Origin of the sequence: Nocardioides aquaticus, assembly GCF_018459925.1 — a bacterium.
Classification (GTDB): Bacteria; Actinomycetota; Actinomycetes; order Propionibacteriales; family Nocardioidaceae; genus Nocardioides; species Nocardioides aquaticus.
Genome location: NZ_CP075371.1, coordinates 2,029,004 through 2,047,861 on the forward strand (window position 1 = coordinate 2,029,004; position 18,858 = coordinate 2,047,861).

The following is an 18,858-nucleotide window of genomic DNA, read 5'->3' on the forward strand; positions in this document are numbered from 1 at the left end:
CAGATCAGGCGGTGCCCAGGGAGAGGGCGTAGTCGCCGGCCTCGTCGGTCCAGAACGCGGTCGGGCGCAGCCCGGCGGCCTCGAGCTCCGCCTCGACCCGGCTCTGGCGGAACTTGGCCGAGATCTCGGTCCGCACCTCCTCGCCCTCGGCGAAGTCGACCTCCAGGTCCAACGCGTCCAGACGCACCCGCTGGGCACGCCGCGACCGCAGCCGCATCTCGATCCACTCGTCCTCGGCGTTCCAGACCGACAGGTGCTGGAAGCCGTCGACGTCGAAGTCGGCGCCCAGGGAGGCGTTCATCACCCGCAGCACGTTGAGGTCGAAGTCCGCGGTGACGCCGGCGGCGTCGTCGTAGGCCGCGACCAGCCGGGCGGGGTCCTTGACCAGGTCGGTGCCCAGCAGCAGGGCGTCACCGGGCGTCATCGTGGCGGCCACGGCGGCGAGGAAGGCGGCGCGCTGGTCGGGCTCGAAGTTGCCGACCGTCCCGCCGAGGAAGGCCACCAGCCGGGGCCCCTCGGTGGGCAGCAGGTGCAGGTGCCGCTCGAAGTCGGCCACGACGCCGTGGACCTCGACCCCGGGGTACGCCTCGACCAGCCCGGGCATCGCCCACTCGACGGCGTCCGCGCTCACGTCGACCGGCACGTACCGCTCCAGCGACCCGACGTCGCGCAGCGCGCCGAGCAGCAGGTGGGTCTTCTCCGAGGATCCCGAGCCCAGCTCGACGAGCGTGCGGGCCTTGGTCAGGTCGGCGATCTCGGCGGCGCGGGTCTCGAGGATCTCGCGCTCGGCCCGGGTCGGGTAGTACTCGGGGAGCCGGGTGATCTCCTCGAACAGCTCGCTGCCGCGGCCGTCGTAGAAGTACTTCGGCGCCAGGACCTTGGGCGAGGCGGTCAGCCCGCGGCGTACGTCCTCGCGCATGGTCGCGGCGAGGTCCTCGGGCGTCAGGTGTCGGTCGATGGTGGGCACGGCCACTCCTTCGTGGGGTGCAGCGGGGCGCTGCGCGGGTGGGGCGGGGCAGGCAGGGTCAGAGGGGGTGCAGGTGCAGGCCGTCGTCGTCCACGAGCAGGACGTGGTCGTCGGGGACCTCGGTCCAGCGGTGGTCGTCGTCGTGCGGCTCGGAGGCGACCAGGACGCCGGCCCCGGTGGCCAGTGTCCACATCGGCTCGCCACGGACCACGCCGGCGATGCTCGCACCGTCGCCGGCCAGCGTCGTCAGCCGCCCGCCGCCGTGGGCGAGCAGGTCGTGGGTGGCCGCGGCCAGCCCCTCGGCCAACGGCGTCCCGTCGAGCCACCGCGCCAGGGCCAGCCCCACCAGCAGCGCGGAGTCGACGCCGGTGCGGGTGTCGGGCACGTCGGCGGCCCGGGGGCCCAGGCCCGCGCGGGCCGCCGCCCAGTCGCCGAGGCGCCCGTTGTGGCTGACCAGCCACCGCCCGTGCGTGAACGGTGCGGCCGCCCCCTCGTCGGGGGCCGTGCCGGGCGTCGCGGAGCGGACGGCCGCCACGACCGACGCGGCGGAGACGGTGGGTGCCAGGGAGGCGAAGGAGGCGTCGGTCCAGATCGGCTGCGCGCGGCGGTAGCGCACCGGCTCCGGACGGTCCGGCACCCACCAGCCCACCCCGAACCCGTCGACGTTGACGGTGCCGTGCCGCTGGCGCCGCGGCGCCCACGACTGGGTCTCCAGCGAGTGCGGGGGCGCGAGGACGAGGTCGTGCAGGGAGCGCGGCTCGCCACGCCAGGCCAGGTGACGACACATGGGCTGTCCGTCGTCCTCAGGCGTCGCGCGCGGTGCGGAAGCCGGAGAAGACCTGTCGGCGGATCGGGTGGTCCCAGTTGCGGAACGTGGTCCGGACCGCCTGCGGGTCGGTGGCCCAGCAGCCACCGCGCAGCACCCGGTAGCCGTCGTCGAAGAACACCTCGGAGTACTCCGGGTAGGGGAACGGGCGGAAGCCGGGGTAACCGGTGAAGACCGTCGAGGTCCACTCCCACACGTCGCCCACCATCTGCAGGGCGCCGTACGCGGAGGCGCCCGCGGGGTACGACCCGGCGACCGTCGGGCGGAACCGGGTCTGACCGAGGTTGGCGCGCTGCTCGTCGGGGGCCTCCTCGCCCCACGGGAAGCGTCGCTTGGTCGCCGTCACCGGGTCCCAGGAGGCCGCCTTCTCCCACTCGGCCTCCGTGGGCAGCCGCCGCCCGACCCAGCGGGCGTACGCCTGGGCCTCGTGGAAGCAGACGTGCTGGACGGCCTCGGCCCCCGGCAGCTCCTCCACCCGGGCGAACCGGCGGCGCAGCCAGGTGCCGGCGTCGCGGAACCAGAACGCCGGCGCGCGCTTGCCGCTCTCGCAGCGCCACCGCCAGCCGGCGGTGGTCCACAGGCGCGGGTCGTCGTAGCCGCCGGCCTCCACGAAGGCGAGGTACGCCGCGTTGGTCACCGGGGTGGTGTCGATGGCGAAGGCACCGACGTCGACGGTGTGCGCCGGCCGCTCGTTGTCCAGCGACCACGGGTCGTCGGTGGTGCCCTGCACGAAGGGGCCGGCCGGCACCAGGACCTCGGCGGCCACGACCGGGCCGGCCGGCGCGGGCAGGTCGTCGGTGGCCGGCAGCACCGGCGTCCCGCGACGCAGCTGGTGGGTCGCGAGCATCGTCTCGTCGTGCTGGTGCTCGTGCTGGATCACCATCCCGAAGACGAACCCGTGGTCGCGCAGCGGGTCGGGTCGGTCCTCTCGGGCGGTGACCGGCGTGGTCCCGAGGGCGTCCAGCACCTTGCGGCGCACCAGCGCCAGGTAGTCACCGGCCTCGTCGGGGCGCAGCAGCGGCAGGCTGGGACGGGTGTCACGGGGGTGCTCGAAGGCGTCGTAGAGGTCGTCGATGTCGGGCCGCATCGCCGCGTCACCGCGGGTCTCGCGCAGCAGCCACAGCTCCTCGTAGTTGCCGACGTGCGCCAGGTCCCACACCAGCGGCGACATCAGCCGCGAGTGCTGGGCCAGGAGCTCGTCCTCGTCCAGCACCGCGGTGGTCAGCCCGGCGCTGCGCTCGCGCACGCGCTCGAGCTCGTCGGCGACGTGCTGGCGCAGCGCGTGCTCGTCCAGCGTCCGCACGTCGGTGCCGGGGGAGGTCGTGGAGGTCATCAGGGCTCCAGGGGGTCGTCGGCCGGGCAGCGGCCCAGGGCGGTGTAGGTGTCGCGGAAGTCGGCGACGACCGCGACCAGGGCGGCGTCCTCGCCGAGACGGGTCAGCGCGGCCAGCGCCGCGTCGAGGCAGGCCAGGGCCGCGGCGTGCAGCCCGGGGTCGGCCAGGCCGTCACGGGCGGCGGCGGTCCAGTCGTCGAGGCCCGCGCAGGCCTCCGCGGCGGCGGCCGAGGCGACCGGGTCGTCGAGCAGGGCGGCCAGCACGGCGGTCGGGACCACCCACCAGCGGTACGGCTGGGTGTCGAGGTAGCGGACCTCGTACCAGCCCCGCGGGCGGACGGGCGGGAACAGCGTGGTCAGGTGCAGGGCGAGGTCGGGCTCGGCCAGCGGGTCGTCGGCCAGCAGCCAGTCCCGCATCGTCCAGCCGGCGGGCCCCGCCCAGTCGTCACCGTCGCCGCGCCGCAGCATGACCGAGGCGTCGAGGGCGTAGTCGGTCCACGCGGCCACCGGGTCGCCCTCGCGGGGCGCGGACGTGCGGGCCCGCTCCAGGCCCTGCCAGACCCGCTGCCGTCCCGAGCGCCACCCGGTGTCGCCGTCCGCGCCGACCGGGGAGTTGGCGAACGCAGCCACCATCACCGGGCCGACGGTGTGCAGCAGCGACCACCGCCGGTGGGCGTCGGCACGGTCCCGCCCGACGTCGAGGTTGACCTGGCAGGCCGCGGTCGTCGTCATCATCGCCGGGCCCATCGCCGCCGAGGCGCCGCCGGCGCGGACGAAGTGCTGCTCCATCGCGTCGTAGCGGGGGTGCCGCAGCTGACGGCGCGGGACGCGGTACGGGTCGAGGGCGGTGTCGAGAAGGCGGAGCCGGACCGCCTCGAGCGCGGTCCGGACGTGCCGTACGTCCTCCTCGAGCGCCGACCAGCAGGCACTGGTGCCCTGGTGCGGCAGGGAGCTGAGCTCGACCTGCCCGCCGGGTTCGAAGGTGAGGCGGCTGCCCCGGGGCGGGGGCCCCGCCGCGGCGAGGACCTCCCGGAGGTGGGGGAGCGGGACCGGGGCGGTGGGATCGTCCGGGTCGACGACGATCCACTCGAGCTCGGTCCCCACGAGTCCAGGGGGCCCGGTCTTGAAGCAGACCCGCTCGACGTAGCCGGCGACCGCGTCGCGGTCGCGCAACAGGGGGCGGGTGTCGATGCCTGCCGTCACGTCGCTCAGCCAAGCACACGGGGGGTGACGACCGACCCACCCGAAGGAGCCCGGCAGCAGGGTCCGCTCCGACCGCAGGACCCCCGGGAGCGGGCACCCGTGCCTGCCCCCGGGGGTCGCGGACGGGCCTGCTGCGGGTGTCCGCGGCCCGTCAGGGTCGTCGCGTCAGCGCCAGCTGCGCGCGTCGGTGTGGCTGGAGCCCTTGGCAGAGGACCCGACGGACACGCCGTCGGCTGCCTGGGCGGGGGCCGCGGCGAGGGTCGAGCCGGCGAAGGCGGCGAACGCGGCGGCGGCGAGGATCTTGCGGGTCGTCAGATTCATGATGGTCCTTCGGGTGGGGGGTGGGGGGTGGGTGGATCCACACGGTGGCCTCGGGCCGCTGTTCGGGTATGGCCCGAGAACCGGTCGTGCAGGGTCCACTCTCCGGCATCCCCCGACCGGTTCGCAGCAGATCCCCGGCAATACCGGCCCCGGTAGGACCTCCGACCTCCCTGCCCGCCGGCGTGAGGTCAGCCGGGCGGTCTGCCCGACGGCGATCGGGTCGTCCCGCCGCCCGGGGGAGGCGTCGGCTCGCTCTCGACCAGCGGCAGCCGGACCTCGAACGTGCTGCCCACACCCAGCTCTCCAGCCACGGTGATCACCCCGCCCATGAGCTCGGTCAGCTGCTTGCAGATCGCCAGGCCGAGGCCGGTCCCCTCGTACCGCCGGGTGGCCGAGCCGTCGACCTGGCTGAAGGCGGTGAAGATCGATGCCTGGTGGTCCTCGTCGATCCCGATGCCGGTGTCCGAGACGGCGAACCGCACCCCGGGGCCGCCGTCGCCGTCGTCCTCGACGGGCCGGACGTCCAGCCACACGCGTCCGCCCTCGGGGGTGAACTTCAGCGCGTTGCCCGTCAGGTTGGTCAGCACCTGGACGATCCTGGTCCGGTCTCCCACGACGACGCCGGGCACCCTCGGGTCCACGACGCAGTCCAACGTGATCCCCTCGGCCTGCGCGCGTGGCTCGTGGGCGTCGACGACGTCGGCCACCATCGCGCGCAGGTCGAAGGCGGCGTGGTGCAGGGTGGCGTGCCCGGCATCGATCCGGGAGAAGTCGAGGAGGTTCTCCACCAGGGACAGCAGCATCTCCCCGGACCGGTGCATCCTGCCGAGCAGCTTCAGCTGGTCCTCGTCGAGCGGGGTCTCGTTCAACAGCTCGCCGGCGGCGAGCACGGTGGTGAGCGGGGTGCGGACCTCGTGGCTCATGTTGGCCAGGAACATCGACTTGGCCTCCGAGACCGCCACGGCCGTGTCGCGTGCGGTCTTGAGCTCCCCCGCCAGCGTCTGGAGGTCGCTGACGATCCGTGCGCGCTCGATCGCGACACCGGCGTGGGCGGCGAGCGCCTCGAAGACCTGGACGTCCTCGTCACCGAACGTCTCCTGGTCGAAGGACCGGTCACACACCACGAGCAGGTACCGGGCGGAACCGGTTCCTCGCAGCTGGGCGGCGAGTCCGTCGCGCGGAGCCGACGTCAGCGCCGGCGCGACCGGGTGCTCGGGCGCCTCGTCGTGCCCGTGGCGCGGCGCCTCGTGCTGCGCCACGCCGGCGTCCAGTGCGCGCCACCACCAGGGTTCGGCCCCCAGCTCCAGGACCTCGGCGTGCACGGTGTCGCCCGAGAAGGCCTGGTAACGCACCTGCTGCTCGTCGAGGACCTCCACGAGGTAGGACCGCTCGGAGTACATCAGGTCTGCGGCCTCCCGCAGCACGACCTCGACGACCTCCTCCACGGAGCGCGCGGAGGAGGTGCGGTCGACGAACCTGTAGAGCAGACGGGTGCGGGCGTGCCCTCGGGCGAGGGAGATGTAGACGCGGTAGGCAAGGACCAGGAGGACCACGACGACACCCAGGAGCGGCAGCGCCGACGGCTGCACCAGCACGAGCGTCGCCACGAGCAGGGCGACGCAGGTGTTGATGAAGGCGGCCACGGAGCCGGACCGCAGCGCCTCCCGCAGGATCTCTCCGTCGAAGACTCCCTCGGTGAGGCTGATGCCGGCGGTCACGGCGCCGGCCGACATGAGGTCCGTGACGAGCACGGCCACCAGCACGGCCAGCCACCCGGTCGGCGACAGGGGGTCACCGCCCTGCAGGATCGCGTGGTAGGTCACCGCCCCGAGGGCCGCCTCGAGGGCGAACATCGCAGCATTGAACGCCAGCTTCACGCCCCGCATCCGGGCCGCGACGACGAGGCCGAGCACGGCGCCGACGACGTAGACGCTGACGTACTGCTGGGGTGCGAGGAAGGTCAGGCCGAGCACCGCAGGGATCTCACGGAGGGTGTGCCCGTGCGCGTTGCGCTGGGTCGGCAGGTGGACGACCACGATCTCGGCGAGCGCGAACAGCGGGAGCAGGGCGAACCACCGGAGGTCCGGGGCGGCCGATCCCGGGTCGTCGAGCACCGCCGGTGCGGCGATCAGCCCGGCCAGGCCCGCCATCGCCGCGGCGAGCAGCCAGATCAGGAGAGTCCCGCGGCGCGCGGTCCGGACGACGGGGGCGTCGTTCTCGGTGTCGGACGTCATTGCGCCGACGCGTCGCCCGCCCGAGGACCGGCCGCAGTGACACACCTGCGCGACACGCTGCTCATGGTCTTCCCACCTTCGAGACGGACGTCCCCCCACTGTTCGATCGTGGTCCCACGATAGGCGGGTCCGGAAGGCCGCGCTCGGGAACCGGGATCTTCCCGGCCGTCACGACCGACCGCCGGGCGCGGCGGCCTCCAGCCTCGGGCACCGAGGCGCGACGCGGTGCGAGGATGCACCCCATGGTCACCGGCGAGGCACTGGTCCGCTCCGTCAACGTCGGTCGTCCCCGTGCGGCCCCGTGGGCCGGCATCGGCCGCACCGCCATCGACAAGCAGCAGGTCCTCGGTCGGGTCGCGGTGGGCCCGCTCGGGCTGGACGGCGACGAGGTGGCCGACACCCGTCACCACGGCGGGCCGGACAAGGCGGTCTACGCCTTCGCCCGCGAGGACCTCGACCGCTGGGCCGGGGTGCTGGGCACGGAGCTCCCCGACGGGCACTTCGGGGAGAACCTGACCACCACCGGGATCGACGTCAACGAGGCCGAGATGGGGGAGCGCTGGCGGGTCGGCGGCCCCGACGGCACGGTGCTCGAGGTCGCCTCGGTCCGCACGCCGTGCAACGACTTCAAGACCTGGATGGGGCGCACCGGTCACGACGCCCGGGCCTGGGTCCGGCGGTTCGCCGAGGAGGGGCGTCCCGGGCCGTACCTGCGGGTGCTCGTGCCCGGCACGGTCGCGCCCGGGGACCCGCTGGAGGTGGTCCACCGCCCCGGCCACGGGGTCACCGTCACCACCTTCTTCCGGGCGCTGCACGGCCACCCCGAGCTGCTGCCCGAGCTGCTGCGCGTCGAGGCGCTGCCGGCGCAGGCGAGGGAGCGCGTGGAGACCTATCTGGGCAGCCCGGCGAGTACGGCTACCGGCGCGTAACCGTGTGAACTAGGTTACGCACCAGTTCGCCGGCACCCCGCGTGCCGCGCACCGCCTCGCCCATCCGTCTCGGCCGTCGCCAGGAGAGTCATGCCCGTCCCGATCGACACCAGCTTCCTCGACCACCTGCCCCAGAACGTGGCCGTCCAGTTCCTCGACCGCGTCCGGGCCTCCGGCTCCGCCGAGGCCTTCCGCTTCCCCCGCGGTGACTCCTGGGAGTCGGTGACCTGGGACGAGGCCGGCAAGCGCGTCCGCCGTCTCGCGGCCGGACTGGTCGCGCTCGGGGTGACCCAGGAGCAGCGGGTCGGCATCGCCTCCAACACCCGCTACGAATGGGTGCTGGCCGACCTCGCCGTCATGTGCGCCGGCGGCGCGACCACGACGGTCTACCCGAGCACGAACGCCGAGGACACCGCCTACATCCTCGCCGACTCCGACTCCCACGTGGTCTTCGCCGAGGACGCCGAGCAGTTGGCGAAGCTCCGCGAGCGACGCGCGGAGCTGCCCGCGCTGACCAAGGTCGTCGCGTTCAGCGACCACGAGGGCGGCAGCACCGGGGACGACGACCTCGACGACTGGGTGATCAGCATGGAGACCCTCGCCGCGCTCGGTGACGAGCGCCTGGCGGCGGAGCCGGGGCTGATCGACGACATCGCCGCCTCCATCCAGCCCGACCAGCTGGCGACCCTGATCTACACCTCCGGCACCACCGGCAAGCCGAAGGGCGTGCGGCTCAAGCACCGCTCGTGGGTCTACGAGGGCGAGGCGATCAAGGCCCAGGGCATCCTGGACGAGACCGACCTGCAGTTCCTGTGGCTGCCGATGGCGCACTCCTTCGGCAAGGTGCTGCTGTCCACCCAGATGGCGTGCGGCTTCGCGACCGCCATCGACGGCCGCGTCGACCGGATCGTGGACAACCTGGGCGTCGTCAAGCCCACCTTCATGGGCGCCGCACCTCGCATCTTCGAGAAGGCGCACGGCCGGATCGTGACGATGACGGCCTCCGAGGGCGGGGCGAAGAAGAAGATCTTCGACCAGGCCTTCAAGGTCGGCCTGGAGGTCGACCGCCGAAAGCGGGAGGGTCAGAGCATCCCGCTGCCGCTCAAGGCGCAGCACGCCGTCTTCGACAAGCTGGTCTTCAGCAAGGTCCGTGAGCGCTTCGGTGGACGGGTCCGGTTCTTCATCTCGGGCTCCGCGGCGCTGAACGGCGAGATCGCGAGCTGGTTCCACGCCGCCGGGATCCTGATCCTCGAGGGCTACGGGCTGACCGAGAACGCCGCCGGCGCCGCGGTCGGGCACCCCTCGGACTACAAGATCGGCACCGTGGGCCACGCGATGCCGGGCAGCGAGATCCGGATCGGCGAGGGCGACGAGGTCCAGGTCCGGGGCCCCCACGTGATGGACGGCTACCACAACCTGCCCGAGGAGACCGCGGCGACGCTGACCGAGGACGGCTGGCTGCGCACCGGGGACAAGGGCAGCCTCGACGCCGACGGGTTCCTGACCATCACCGGGCGGATCAAGGACCTGTTCAAGACCTCCGGCGGGAAGTACATCGCCCCCTCGGCCATCGAGTCGAAGTTCAAGGCGCTGTGCCCCTACACGAGCCAGTTCGTGGTCTTCGGCAACGAGCGCAACTTCGTGGTCGCCCTGATCACCCTCGACCCCGACGCCATGGCCACCTGGGCCGAGGAGAACGGGATGGGCGGCAGCTCCTACACGGAGATCGTCTCCTCGCAGAAGGTGCACGCGATGGTCGGCGACTACGTCGAGCAGCTCAACGAGCGGCTGAACCGCTGGGAGACCATCAAGAAGTGGGAGATCCTCGACCACGACCTCTCCATCGAGTCCGGCGAGCTCACACCGTCGATGAAGGTCAAGCGCAACGTCGTGGAGGACAACCACCAGCAGCTGATCTCCTCCTTCTACACCGCCTGAGCCCCGGCACCGTCTCGACGACGGGTCAGGACGGGTCCCCGTCCTGACCCGTCGGGGCAGCGGGTGGCAGGATCGGGCCGTGCCGTCCACGCTGCCCGAGGGCGAACCCGCCCCGGTCGACGGGTCGCTGCCGGAGGCGGCCCGCGCCGAGCTGGGCCGGCGACCGTTCGGCTTCTACCTGCACGTGCCGTTCTGCACGGTGCGGTGCGGCTACTGCGACTTCAACACCTACACCGCCGAGGAGCTGGGCCCGCAGCAGCACCCGGGCGCCTCCCGGGCGACCTACGCGGAGGCGGCCGTCACCGAGGTCCACCGGGCCCGCGCCGCGCTCGGGGACGCCGACGTCCCGGTCTCGACGGTCTTCGTCGGCGGTGGCACGCCGACCCTGCTCGAGCCGGCCGACCTGGGGCGCGTCGTCGCCGCCGTGCGGGACTGCTTCGGGCTGGCGCCCGACGCCGAGGTGACCACGGAGTCCAACCCCGACAGCGTCACCCCCGCGCGGCTCACGGCGCTGCGGGAGGCCGGTTTCGACCGGATCTCCTTCGGCATGCAGTCCTCGGTGCCGCACGTGCTGCGCACCCTGGACCGCACGCACGACCCCGAGCGGGTGCCGCAGGTGGTCGAGTGGGCCCGCCAGGCCGGGATCTCCCAGGTCAGCCTGGACCTGATCTACGGCACGCCGGGGGAGTCGGCCGCCGACTGGGCCACCACCCTGGACGCGGCGCTGGCCTGCGAGCCCGACCACGTCTCGGCCTACTCCCTGATCGTGGAGGCCGGCACCGCCCTGGCCCGCCGCGTCCGGCGCGGCGAGCTCCCGATGCCCGACGAGGACGACCTCGCCGAGAAGTACGTCGTGGCCGACGCGCGGCTCCGGGCGGCCGGGCTCGGGTGGTACGAGGTGTCCAACTGGGCGCGGGGCGAGCCCGGGGACCAGGACCGCCGGTGCCGGCACAACATGGGCTACTGGACCGGCGGCGACTGGTGGGGAGTCGGCCCCGGCGCGCACTCCCACGTGGGCGGCGTGCGCTGGTGGAACGTCAAGCACCCGGCGGCGTACGCGGCGCGGCTCGCGGGCGACGCCAGCCCGGCCCAGGCCCGGGAGGTGCTCTCCGCCGAGGACCGGCGGGTGGAGCGGGTGATGCTCGAGCTGCGGCTGCGCGACGGTCTGCCGCTCGACGTGCTCGACCCGTCCGGGGCCGCCGCCGTCCCGGACCTGGTGGCGCGGGGCCTGGTCGTCGTCGCCGGCTCCCGGCTGGTGCTCACCGACGCCGGCCGCCTGCTCGCCGACGGGGTCGTGCGCGACCTGCTCCCCTGAGGAGGGTCCGGCAGGGGAGGGTCAGCTGACCATCCGGATCGTCAGCGGGTAGCGGTAGTCCTCGCCGTTGGAGGCCTTCACGGCACCGATGATGGTGAACACCAGCCAGAACGCGGCGGCGGCGAGCGCGAGCGGGATGACGGCGAGCAGGCCGATACCCAGGGTCAGCACCACGACCACCACCGCGAGGATCCCGCCGACGATCCCGTAGATCACCATCGAGAGCTGGAAGTTCAGCGACTCCACGGCCTGACGCCGGACCCAGGGGGAGTCGGAGCGCACCAGCAGCACCAGCAGCGGGCCGAGGAACGCGAGCGCGAGGAACGCCGCGACCAGCGCGCTCCAGTGCGCGGCGCCGCCCCAGGTGCGGTCCATCGCGCTGAGCTGTCCACCGGGCTGCCAGCCGGACGGCTGCTGGCCGTAGGGCTGCTGCGGGGGGTACGGGGGCTGCTGGTCCATGGGTGTCTCCTGGCGGGTCACGCGTCGGGGTCGGTGACGAAGTCGATGAGCTCCTCGACCCTACCGAGCAGGGCCGGCTCGCAGTCGGCGTAGGTCGAGACGCGCGCGAGGATCCGCTGCCAGGCCCGGGCGATGTCGGCCTGCTCGGCGTGCGGCCATCCCAGGGCGGCGCAGATGCCGCGCTTCCACTCCACCGAGCGCGGGATCTCGGGCCACGCCTCCAGGCCGACCCGCTGCGGCTTGACGGCGGCCCAGACGTCGACGAACGGGTGGCCGACGACCAGGACGTGCTCGCCCAGCGGGGAGGCCGCGACCTCGGCGGCCACGCGGCTCTCCTTCGAGCCGGGCACGAGGTGGTCGACCAGGACGCCGACCCGCCGGCCGGGGCCGGGAGCGAAGTCTCGGAGCTGGGCGGGCAGGTCGTCGACGCCGTGCAGCATCTCCACGACCACGCCCTCCAGGCGCAGGTCCTCGCCCCAGACCTTCTCGACCAGCTCGGCGTCGTGCTTGCCCTCGACGAAGATGCGGCTGGCGCGGGCCACCCGGGCGCGGGCGCCGGCGACGGCGACCGACCCGGAGGCCGTACGGGTGGGGGCGGCCGGGGCGCGCACGTGCACCGGGGCGGACAGCACGACCGGTCGACCCTCGATCAGGAAGCCGGCGCCGAGCGGGAAGGTGCGGCGCTTGCCGTGCCGGTCCTCGAGGGTCAGCACGTGCAGGTCGCGGTCGACCGAGACGACCTCCCCGCAGAAGTCGGTGGTGACCTCCTCCACGACGGTGCCGAGGTCGGCCGTGGCCGGTTGCGCACGCCCGCGTCGGGGCGCGCGCCAGTCGCCGGAGAGGACGTCGGATCCGTAGCGGTCGCTCACCCGGGACACGGTAGGCGGCGCCGCCTACGGTGCCCGGGACGCGCGCCGGGGTCAGGACCCGGTGCTGTCGTCCCCCTCGTCGTGGGAGGTGTCGTTCTCGCCGAACGGGCCGTCGGGCTCCGAGCGCTCCACCGGCTTGCCGCTGGACATCAGGTCGTCGACCTGCTCGCCGTCGGTGAGGCCCTCGGCCAGCGGGTTCTCCTCGCTGGGCACCAGGTCCTCGGGCAGCTGGTCGTCCGAGATCCCGATGTCGGGTCCGGCGGTGGCGTCTTCGTCGGAGGCGTTGCTCATGGCGCGACGCTAGTGGGTCCGGCGCGGGCGTCAACCACCCCGTGGACCTGGTCCCGGCGGGGTCAGGCGAGAGGGAGTCGTCGGCCGCCGCGGGGGAGCGCGTCGTACCCCCGGCGGACGGCGTCGGCGAGCAGGTGCCGCGGGAAGGGCCACTCGCCGCGTGCCAGCGCCTCGTCCGGACCGACGCCGCCGGCGGCCAGGTCGCGCACCTGCTGGGCGAGCAGGCCGAGCTCGTTGCGCTGCTGCTCGACGTGGTCGCGGTCGACCGGCCGTCCGTGGCCGGGCACCACCAGGGTCGCGGGGGTGAGCAGGTCCAGGACGACGTCGAGGGTCGAGGGCCAGGCCAGCGGGTGGCAGTCCGGTCCGAGACCGGGGACGGCGAGGCCGCCCACGGAGCGTTCCCCCGCGAGCTCGGACTGCTCGACCAGGTCGCCGGCCAGGACCAGGTCGACGTCGCCGACCCGGACGACGAGGTCGCCCCCGGTGTGGCCCGCGCCGGGGTGGACCAGCTCGACCACCCGGTCGCCGAGGTCGAGGACGCTGACGGCGGAGAACACGTGGTCCGGGGCGACCAGCGCGGTCGCGGCCAGCTCGGCCGCGTGCTCCTCCGCGGGGTCGGCGGCCATCCGCAGGCGGGTGTCCTCGCCCCAGCGCGCCAGCTCCGCGGCCGCGGTCTCCTGGGCGTGCACCGGCACCGCCGGCCACCGTGCGCGGAAGGCGGCGACGCCGAAGGCGTGGTCGTGGTGCCAGTGGGTGGTCACCACGGCCACGACGTCGCCGGGCAGCCCGGCGACCGCCTCGGCCACGGGGGCCGCCGCGGCGGTCGAGCCGGAGGTGTCGACCACGACCATGCCGGCGGCACCGCCGACGACGGACACGTTGACGTCGCACCACGGCTGCGGGGCGACCCAGACGCGGTCGGCGACCTCGGTGAACGGCACGCCCTCACCCTAGGCCCGCACGCCCCCGGCCCTCCCCGCGGAGGCGGTGGATCGGGCCCCACGCGCTAGGATTGGCACTCACGATCGGGGAGTGCCAGACGCGGGAGGAGGACCGGGGGATGCAGGAGGAACGCAGGCTCGCCGTGCTGCGCGCCATCGTCGAGGACTACGTGTCCACCGAGGAGCCGGTCGGCTCCAAGGCGCTCGTCGAGCGGCACCGCCTGGGCGTCTCGCCGGCCACCGTGCGCAACGACATGGCCGTGCTGGAGGACGAGGGCTACATCGCGCAGCCCCACACCAGCGCCGGCCGGGTGCCGACCGACAAGGGCTACCGGCTCTTCGTCGACCGGCTCACCACCGTCAAGCCGATGACGGGGGCCGAGAAGCGGGCGATCGCGACCTTCCTCGACGGCGCCGTCGACCTCGACGACGTCGTCGGCCGCTCGGTGCGGCTTCTCTCGCAGCTGACCCGTCAGGTGGCCGTCGTGCAGTACCCCGTGCTGTCGCGGTCCACCGTGCGCCACGTCGAGCTCGTCGCGCTCGCCCCGACCCGGCTCCTGGTCGTGCTGATCCTGTCCACCGGCCGCGTCGAGCAGCGGGTCGTCGAGGTCGCCGAGCCGATGGGCGACGAGGACCTCGCCGACCTCCGCAGCCTGGTGAACCGGGCCGCGGTCGGCGAGCTGATCGCCTCCGCTGCCGACGCCTTGCGCGCGCTCGCCGGCCCACCCCCCGGTCCGGCCGAGGATCCCGCCGTCGCCGGCCCCGAGGACGCCACCCGGGCCACCAGCGCGGCGAGCAGCCCGGTCGTCGAGGCCCTGCTCGAGGCGATGAGCGACCACCGCTCCGACGAGCGGGTCGCGGTCGGCGGCGCGGCGAACCTCGCCCGCCACGTCGACAGCCCCGACTCGGCAGTCCGTCCGCTGCTCGAGGCGCTGGAGGAGCACGTCGTGCTGCTCAAGCTGCTCGGGGAGGCCGGCGCCGACGGTGCGGTCACGGTGCGCATCGGCCGCGAGGGGCCGTACGAGCAGCTGGCCTCGACCAGCGTGGTCGCCACCGGGTACGGCCCGCGCGACGACGTCCTCGCCACGCTCGGCGTCGTCGGCCCCACCCGGATGGACTACCCCGGCACGATGGCCGCGGTCCGCGCCGTGGCCCGCTACGTCACCCGCATCCTCGACGAGGCCTGACCGGCCCCGCCCCCGGCGCGGCCCCGGCCGCGCCCGTACCCCCGACCTGCCCCCAGCCCCCACGGACCGAAGGACGATGATCCCAGCGTGAGCCAGGACCTCTACGCGATGCTCGGCGTCGAGCGCGACGCCGACAGCGACACCATCAAGAAGGCCTACCGCCGCCTCGCTCGCCAGCTCCACCCGGACGTGAACCCGGACCCGGCGACGCAGGAGCGGTTCAAGGAGGTCTCGGCGGCCTACGAGGTGCTCTCGGACCCCCAGAAGCGCTCGGCCTACGACCGCGGCGGCGACCCCTTCGGCGGGGCCGGCGCCGGCGGGTTCGGCCAGGGTGCGGGCTTCTCGTTCACCGACATCATGGACGCCTTCTTCGGCGGCCAGGGCGGTGCCGCCGGTGGGGGCCGAGGACCGCGTCCCCGCAGCCGCCGCGGCCAGGACGCGCTGATCCGGCTCGAGATCAGCCTCGCCGAGGCCGCCTTCGGGGTCACCCGGGAGCTCAAGGTCGACACCGCGGTGCTGTGCACGACCTGCGACGGCGCCGGTGCCGCGCCCGGCACGCAGCCGGTGGCCTGCGAGACCTGTCGTGGTGCCGGCGAGGTCGCCCAGGTGCAGCGGTCGTTCCTCGGCGAGGTGCGCACGCTGCGCCCCTGCCCGGCCTGCCGCGGGTTCGGCTCGATCATCCCGGAGCCCTGCCGGACCTGCGCCGGCGACGGCCGGGTCCGCTCGCGTCGCTCGTTGACGGTCAAGATCCCGCCCGGCGTCGACACCGGCACCCGGGTGCAGCTGACGGAGCAGGGCGAGATCGGTCCCGGCGGTGGCCCGGCCGGCGACCTCTACGTCGAGATCAACGTCGCCGCGCACCCGGTCTTCACCCGCCACGGCGACGACCTGCACTGCGTGGTCACGGTGCCGATGGCGGCCGCCGCGCTCGGCACCACGCTCACCCTGCCCACCCTGGAGGCCGACGTCGTCGACCGCCCGGAGGAGGAGGGCCCGCTGGTGGACCCCGACCTGTCCACCTCGCACGACCTGGAGATCAAGCCGGGCACCCAGTCGGGCCTCGAGCAGGTCCTGCGCGGGCGCGGCGTGCCCGGCCTGCGGGGCGGGCGCGGTGACCTGGTCGTCAGCGTCAGCGTGGAGACGCCGACCCGGCTGGACGCCCGGCAGACCGAGCTGCTCGAGGAGCTGGCCGCGATCCGCGGCGAGCAGCGCCCCGACGGCCAGGTCAAGCCCCGTCAGTCGTCGGTGTTCGGCCGGCTCCGCGACGCCTTCAACCACTAGGACGCGGCGCGGTGAGCCTCCCGGTGCACCTGGTGCCCACCCTGGCCGGTGTGGGGGTGGGCGCCACCGTGACGGTCGAGGGCGACGAGGCCCACCACGCGGTCGCCGTACGCCGGCTGCGGGTCGGCGAGCAGGTCGTCCTGACCGACGGGGCCGGGGCGCGCGTGGTGGCCGAGGTGTCCGCGACCGGCAAGCGGACCTTCGACGCCGTCGTGGTCTCGCGCGAGGACCTGGGCCGGCCCGACCCGGAGCTGGTCGTGGTTCAGGCGCTGCCGAAGGGCGACCGGGGCGAGCTGGCCGTCGAGGTGCTCACCGAGGTCGGCGCCGCGCGGGTCGTGCCCTGGGCGGCGGAGCGCAGCGTGGCCGTGTGGCGCGGCGAACGGGCGGTGAAGTCGCTGGCCCGGTGGAGGGCCACCGCCCGCGAGGCCGCCAAGCAGGCCCGCCGCCCCTGGCACCCCGAGGTCGACGAGCTGGCCCGCACCGGGCGGGTCCTCGAGCTGGTAGCGACCGCCGACCTGGCCGTGGTGCTGCACGAGGACGCCACCGAGGCGCTGGCCGACCTCGACGTCCCGGCCTCCGGCACCCTCGTGGTCGTGGTCGGGCCCGAGGGCGGCCTCACCGACGACGAGGTCGCCGCCCTGGTCTCGGCCGGCGCCCGCTCGGTACGGCTGGGCGCGGAGGTGCTGCGTACCTCGACCGCCGGCGTCGTCGCCTGTGCGGCGCTGCTGGCCCGCACCCCCCGCTGGCGCCGAGATGACGCTTCCGGACAGCCGAGATGACGCTCGCGGCGCGCCGAGATGTCGATTCCGGCGCGCGCCGGGCTCACTCCACGCGGATGGTCTTGGTGTCCTCGGTGGGCCCGGCGCCCTCGCCGTCCGACGGGTCGGAGGTCATCGCGGCGAACGTGTACGTGCCCGGGTCGAGGGCGGACACGTCGACCTCGGCCGACCACGGGTAGAGGCGGTCCAGGTAGCCGTCGGCGGTGGCGAAGCCCTCCTGCACGACCTCGCCCCCGCTGCGCACCTCCCACGGGACGTTGCCCTCGAACGAGCTGGCCACCCCGGTCGCGGTGAAGGTGTCGCTGACGACCGTGGCCTCCTCGGGCATGGTCACGTTGACCAGCCCCAGCGTCTGCAGCTGCGGCGCGGCGTTCACCCCGCGGGCGGTGGGGACGCCGAGCAGCGTGGTGGGCTCGCCGCCGTCCTCCGCGAAGGCCCGCAGCGGCTCGCGCTCCTGGGCGACGCCCTGCAACGTGTACACGACCTGCTGCACGGCCAGCTTCGCCTGCGCCGCGGTCATCCCCTCGGGACGCTCGGTCCACGATTCGTCCTCGAGGACGACCTCGAAGCCGTCGTCGCCCTGACGCACGTCGGCGAACGAGCCCGTCGGCAGCAGGCTGTCGTAGTCCGGGTCCAGGGTGCTGCCGCCCGTGAGCATCTCGCCGGCGGCGACCAGCGGGTCGGTGGCCTCGACGGAGCGGAACTCGCGGAACAGTCGCTGGCCCTGCGGGGTGTCCCCGACCACGTAGACGGGGACCGTCGTGGTCGACGTCGGCTCCTCGGTCTCCTCCGAGGGCTCCTCCGTCGGCGTGGCGGACGCCTCGCCGGAAGGCTCGGCCTCCTCCGTCGGCGTCGCGGACGCAGCGTCGGACGGGTCGGACGCTGCGGCGTCCTCGGCGGCGTCGTCCCCGCACCCGGCGAGCGCGGCGAGGGACAACCCGCCCGCGAGCCCGAGGGCGATCGCGCGGTGGCGACGGTGACGGTGGTGGGGGGCAGCAGAGTGGGACCACATGCGCCCCATCATCCCCTCCGGTCCCAGCCGTACGCCGCGCCGCGGCCGCGTGTCGGTGGGCCGTACGCCCCGGCGGTGGTCCGTGCTCCGTTGCCCGTGACAGCATCGCGGCGACGGGCGGGACGCGCCCGGCGACGAGGAGGAGCCCTGTGGACGACTGCCTGTTCTGCTCGATCGTGGCCGGGGACGTGCCGGCCGAGGTCGTGCACGTGACCGAGCGCACCGTCGCCTTCCGCGACATCAACCCCCAGGCGCCGACCCACGTCCTGGTGGTGCCGCGCGAGCACCACCGCGACGCCGCGGCCCTGGCTGCCGCCGACCCGCAGGCCAGCGCCGAGCTGGTCACCACGGCCGCCGCGGTGGCTGCGGCCGAGGGGCACGCGGAGGCGTACCGACTGGTGTTCAACACCGGCGCCGGCGCCGGACAGACGGTCTTCCACGCCCACCTGCACGTGGTCGCCGGTCGCGACCTGGGCTGGCCCCCGGGCTGACGGGCCGGGCTGAGGGCCCGCACGCGCCGGAATCGTCACCTCGAGGCGCCGCGAGCGTCATCTCGGCTGTCCGCGAGCGTCATCTCGGCTCAGCCGGGCAGGACCGCCTGGACCAGCCGGACGACGTACATCAGCACCGGGAACGCGAAGACCACCAGCAGCACCCAGGCGGTGACGCGGTGCTTGGTCTTGGTGGCGTCCAGGCGCCCGGCGAAGTCCAGCAGCGCGCCGTCCGGGACGTGGTTCGTCAGGCCCATCCGCTGCGCGTCGTGGGGCAGGTGCTGACCGGCGAACCACGCCGGCGGGCTGTCGTCGTCGTGGTCGAAGTCGGTGTCGAACGGGTCGCGGGGGAGCTCGTCGTCGGCGCGGTCGCCCGTCCCCGTCATGCGCCCACCGTACGACCACCCGTGGCGGCGGTGCGGCGACACGCCCCCGGCGTACGATTGCCGGGCGGCGCACGGCTGGAACCAGGGCCCGGGCCGC

At 74.3% G+C, this 18,858-nt stretch carries 19 protein-coding genes; 7 read left to right on the top strand and 12 right to left on the bottom strand.

The window, feature by feature from the left end; translation table 11 throughout:
- Window positions 1-4: 4 nt before the first annotated feature.
- The 6 genes from egtD to ENKNEFLB_RS09840 all read right to left on the bottom strand — a co-directional run bounded on the left by egtD (window position 5) and on the right by ENKNEFLB_RS09840 (window position 6,883).
- Window positions 5-967: an L-histidine N(alpha)-methyltransferase gene (gene egtD, locus ENKNEFLB_RS09815; RefSeq protein ID WP_246535945.1), complete on the bottom strand. Its 963-nt coding sequence runs from the start codon at window positions 965-967 to the stop codon at window positions 5-7.
- 58 nt (window positions 968-1,025) lie between these two features.
- On the bottom strand, window positions 1,026-1,754 hold the full coding sequence (gene egtC / locus ENKNEFLB_RS09820; RefSeq protein WP_214059015.1) for an ergothioneine biosynthesis protein EgtC: 729 nt from the start codon (window positions 1,752-1,754) through the stop codon (window positions 1,026-1,028).
- Between the two features lie 16 nt (window positions 1,755-1,770).
- Entirely contained in the window at window positions 1,771-3,126 is a 1,356-nt protein-coding gene (gene egtB / locus ENKNEFLB_RS09825) for an ergothioneine biosynthesis protein EgtB (protein ID WP_214059016.1), read from the bottom strand.
- The gene (egtA, locus tag ENKNEFLB_RS09830) at window positions 3,126-4,328 is read right to left on the bottom strand and encodes an ergothioneine biosynthesis glutamate--cysteine ligase EgtA (protein ID WP_246535946.1); all 1,203 of its coding nucleotides are present in this window, start codon (window positions 4,326-4,328) and stop codon (window positions 3,126-3,128) included. Before egtA ends, egtB begins: the two co-directional genes overlap by 1 nt.
- 165 nt (window positions 4,329-4,493) lie before the next feature.
- Complete coding sequence (locus ENKNEFLB_RS09835) at window positions 4,494-4,649, bottom strand: hypothetical protein (RefSeq protein ID WP_214059017.1); 156 nt, start codon at window positions 4,647-4,649, stop codon at window positions 4,494-4,496.
- Between the two features lie 188 nt (window positions 4,650-4,837).
- The gene (locus ENKNEFLB_RS09840; RefSeq protein ID WP_214059018.1) at window positions 4,838-6,883 is read right to left on the bottom strand and encodes a GAF domain-containing protein; all 2,046 of its coding nucleotides are present in this window, start codon (window positions 6,881-6,883) and stop codon (window positions 4,838-4,840) included.
- Between the two features lie 242 nt (window positions 6,884-7,125).
- On the opposite strand from ENKNEFLB_RS09840, the gene ENKNEFLB_RS09845 reads away from it, so the two are divergent.
- From ENKNEFLB_RS09845 to hemW, 3 genes are all read left to right on the top strand, one after another.
- Complete coding sequence (locus ENKNEFLB_RS09845; RefSeq protein ID WP_214059019.1) at window positions 7,126-7,812, top strand: MOSC domain-containing protein; 687 nt, start codon at window positions 7,126-7,128, stop codon at window positions 7,810-7,812.
- A gap of 90 nt (window positions 7,813-7,902) precedes the next feature.
- Window positions 7,903-9,750, top strand: a complete 1,848-nt coding sequence (locus ENKNEFLB_RS09850; protein WP_214059020.1) for an AMP-dependent synthetase/ligase — start codon at window positions 7,903-7,905, stop codon at window positions 9,748-9,750.
- A 79-nt stretch (window positions 9,751-9,829) separates the two neighbouring features.
- Window positions 9,830-11,065: a radical SAM family heme chaperone HemW gene (gene hemW, locus ENKNEFLB_RS09855; protein ID WP_214059021.1), complete on the top strand. Its 1,236-nt coding sequence runs from the start codon at window positions 9,830-9,832 to the stop codon at window positions 11,063-11,065.
- A 21-nt stretch (window positions 11,066-11,086) separates the two neighbouring features.
- Here hemW and ENKNEFLB_RS09860 read toward each other — a convergent pair whose 3' ends face one another.
- From ENKNEFLB_RS09860 to ENKNEFLB_RS09875, 4 genes are all read right to left on the bottom strand, one after another.
- Entirely contained in the window at window positions 11,087-11,524 is a 438-nt protein-coding gene (locus ENKNEFLB_RS09860; protein WP_214059022.1) for a DUF4870 domain-containing protein, read from the bottom strand.
- A gap of 17 nt (window positions 11,525-11,541) precedes the next feature.
- Window positions 11,542-12,393, bottom strand: coding sequence for a DUF3097 domain-containing protein (locus ENKNEFLB_RS09865; protein ID WP_214059023.1), 852 nt, complete (start codon window positions 12,391-12,393; stop codon window positions 11,542-11,544).
- A 51-nt stretch (window positions 12,394-12,444) separates the two neighbouring features.
- Window positions 12,445-12,684, bottom strand: coding sequence for a hypothetical protein (locus ENKNEFLB_RS09870; RefSeq protein WP_214059024.1), 240 nt, complete (start codon window positions 12,682-12,684; stop codon window positions 12,445-12,447).
- 62 nt (window positions 12,685-12,746) lie between these two features.
- Window positions 12,747-13,625, bottom strand: coding sequence for an MBL fold metallo-hydrolase (locus ENKNEFLB_RS09875; protein ID WP_214059025.1), 879 nt, complete (start codon window positions 13,623-13,625; stop codon window positions 12,747-12,749).
- A 119-nt stretch (window positions 13,626-13,744) separates the two neighbouring features.
- Between ENKNEFLB_RS09875 and hrcA the strand changes: the two genes are divergently transcribed.
- The 3 genes from hrcA to ENKNEFLB_RS09890 all read left to right on the top strand — a co-directional run bounded on the left by hrcA (window position 13,745) and on the right by ENKNEFLB_RS09890 (window position 16,872).
- Entirely contained in the window at window positions 13,745-14,812 is a 1,068-nt protein-coding gene (hrcA, locus tag ENKNEFLB_RS09880; protein WP_214059026.1) for a heat-inducible transcriptional repressor HrcA, read from the top strand.
- A gap of 87 nt (window positions 14,813-14,899) precedes the next feature.
- Window positions 14,900-16,093, top strand: a complete 1,194-nt coding sequence (gene dnaJ, locus ENKNEFLB_RS09885; protein WP_214059027.1) for a molecular chaperone DnaJ — start codon at window positions 14,900-14,902, stop codon at window positions 16,091-16,093.
- Between the two features lie 11 nt (window positions 16,094-16,104).
- Window positions 16,105-16,872 carry a 16S rRNA (uracil(1498)-N(3))-methyltransferase gene (locus ENKNEFLB_RS09890; protein ID WP_214059028.1) on the top strand — a complete coding sequence of 256 codons (768 nt, stop codon included), beginning with the start codon at window positions 16,105-16,107 and terminating at the stop codon, window positions 16,870-16,872.
- Between the two features lie 43 nt (window positions 16,873-16,915).
- Here the strand turns inward: ENKNEFLB_RS09890 and ENKNEFLB_RS09895 are convergent, their stop codons facing one another.
- Window positions 16,916-17,884 carry a Gmad2 immunoglobulin-like domain-containing protein gene (locus ENKNEFLB_RS09895; RefSeq protein ID WP_214059029.1) on the bottom strand — a complete coding sequence of 323 codons (969 nt, stop codon included), beginning with the start codon at window positions 17,882-17,884 and terminating at the stop codon, window positions 16,916-16,918.
- A 149-nt stretch (window positions 17,885-18,033) separates the two neighbouring features.
- Between ENKNEFLB_RS09895 and ENKNEFLB_RS09900 the strand changes: the two genes are divergently transcribed.
- A complete protein-coding gene (locus ENKNEFLB_RS09900) occupies window positions 18,034-18,375 on the top strand; it encodes an HIT domain-containing protein (RefSeq protein WP_214059030.1) in 342 nt (113 codons plus the stop codon).
- Between the two features lie 89 nt (window positions 18,376-18,464).
- On the opposite strand, the gene ENKNEFLB_RS09905 is transcribed toward ENKNEFLB_RS09900, so the two are convergent.
- Complete coding sequence (locus ENKNEFLB_RS09905; RefSeq protein WP_214059031.1) at window positions 18,465-18,761, bottom strand: hypothetical protein; 297 nt, start codon at window positions 18,759-18,761, stop codon at window positions 18,465-18,467.
- Between the last annotated feature and the right edge of the window lie 97 nt (window positions 18,762-18,858).

What these genes read in the sequence shown, in the direction of transcription:
- egtC (WP_214059015.1), bottom strand. Translation starts at nt 1,754, where the DNA reads ATGTGTCGTCACCTGGCCTGGCGTGGCGAGCCGCGCTCCCTGCACGAC.
- egtB (WP_214059016.1), bottom strand. Translation starts at nt 3,126, where the DNA reads ATGACCTCCACGACCTCCCCCGGCACCGACGTGCGGACGCTGGACGAG.
- ENKNEFLB_RS09835 (WP_214059017.1), bottom strand. Translation starts at nt 4,649, where the DNA reads ATGAATCTGACGACCCGCAAGATCCTCGCCGCCGCCGCGTTCGCCGCC.
- ENKNEFLB_RS09840 (WP_214059018.1), bottom strand. Translation starts at nt 6,883, where the DNA reads ATGACGTCCGACACCGAGAACGACGCCCCCGTCGTCCGGACCGCGCGC.
- ENKNEFLB_RS09845 (WP_214059019.1), top strand. Translation starts at nt 7,126, where the DNA reads ATGGTCACCGGCGAGGCACTGGTCCGCTCCGTCAACGTCGGTCGTCCC.
- ENKNEFLB_RS09850 (WP_214059020.1), top strand. Translation starts at nt 7,903, where the DNA reads ATGCCCGTCCCGATCGACACCAGCTTCCTCGACCACCTGCCCCAGAAC.
- ENKNEFLB_RS09860 (WP_214059022.1), bottom strand. Translation starts at nt 11,524, where the DNA reads ATGGACCAGCAGCCCCCGTACCCCCCGCAGCAGCCCTACGGCCAGCAG.
- ENKNEFLB_RS09870 (WP_214059024.1), bottom strand. Translation starts at nt 12,684, where the DNA reads ATGAGCAACGCCTCCGACGAAGACGCCACCGCCGGACCCGACATCGGG.
- hrcA (WP_214059026.1), top strand. Translation starts at nt 13,745, where the DNA reads ATGCAGGAGGAACGCAGGCTCGCCGTGCTGCGCGCCATCGTCGAGGAC.
- ENKNEFLB_RS09895 (WP_214059029.1), bottom strand. Translation starts at nt 17,884, where the DNA reads ATGTGGTCCCACTCTGCTGCCCCCCACCACCGTCACCGTCGCCACCGC.
- ENKNEFLB_RS09905 (WP_214059031.1), bottom strand. Translation starts at nt 18,761, where the DNA reads ATGACGGGGACGGGCGACCGCGCCGACGACGAGCTCCCCCGCGACCCG.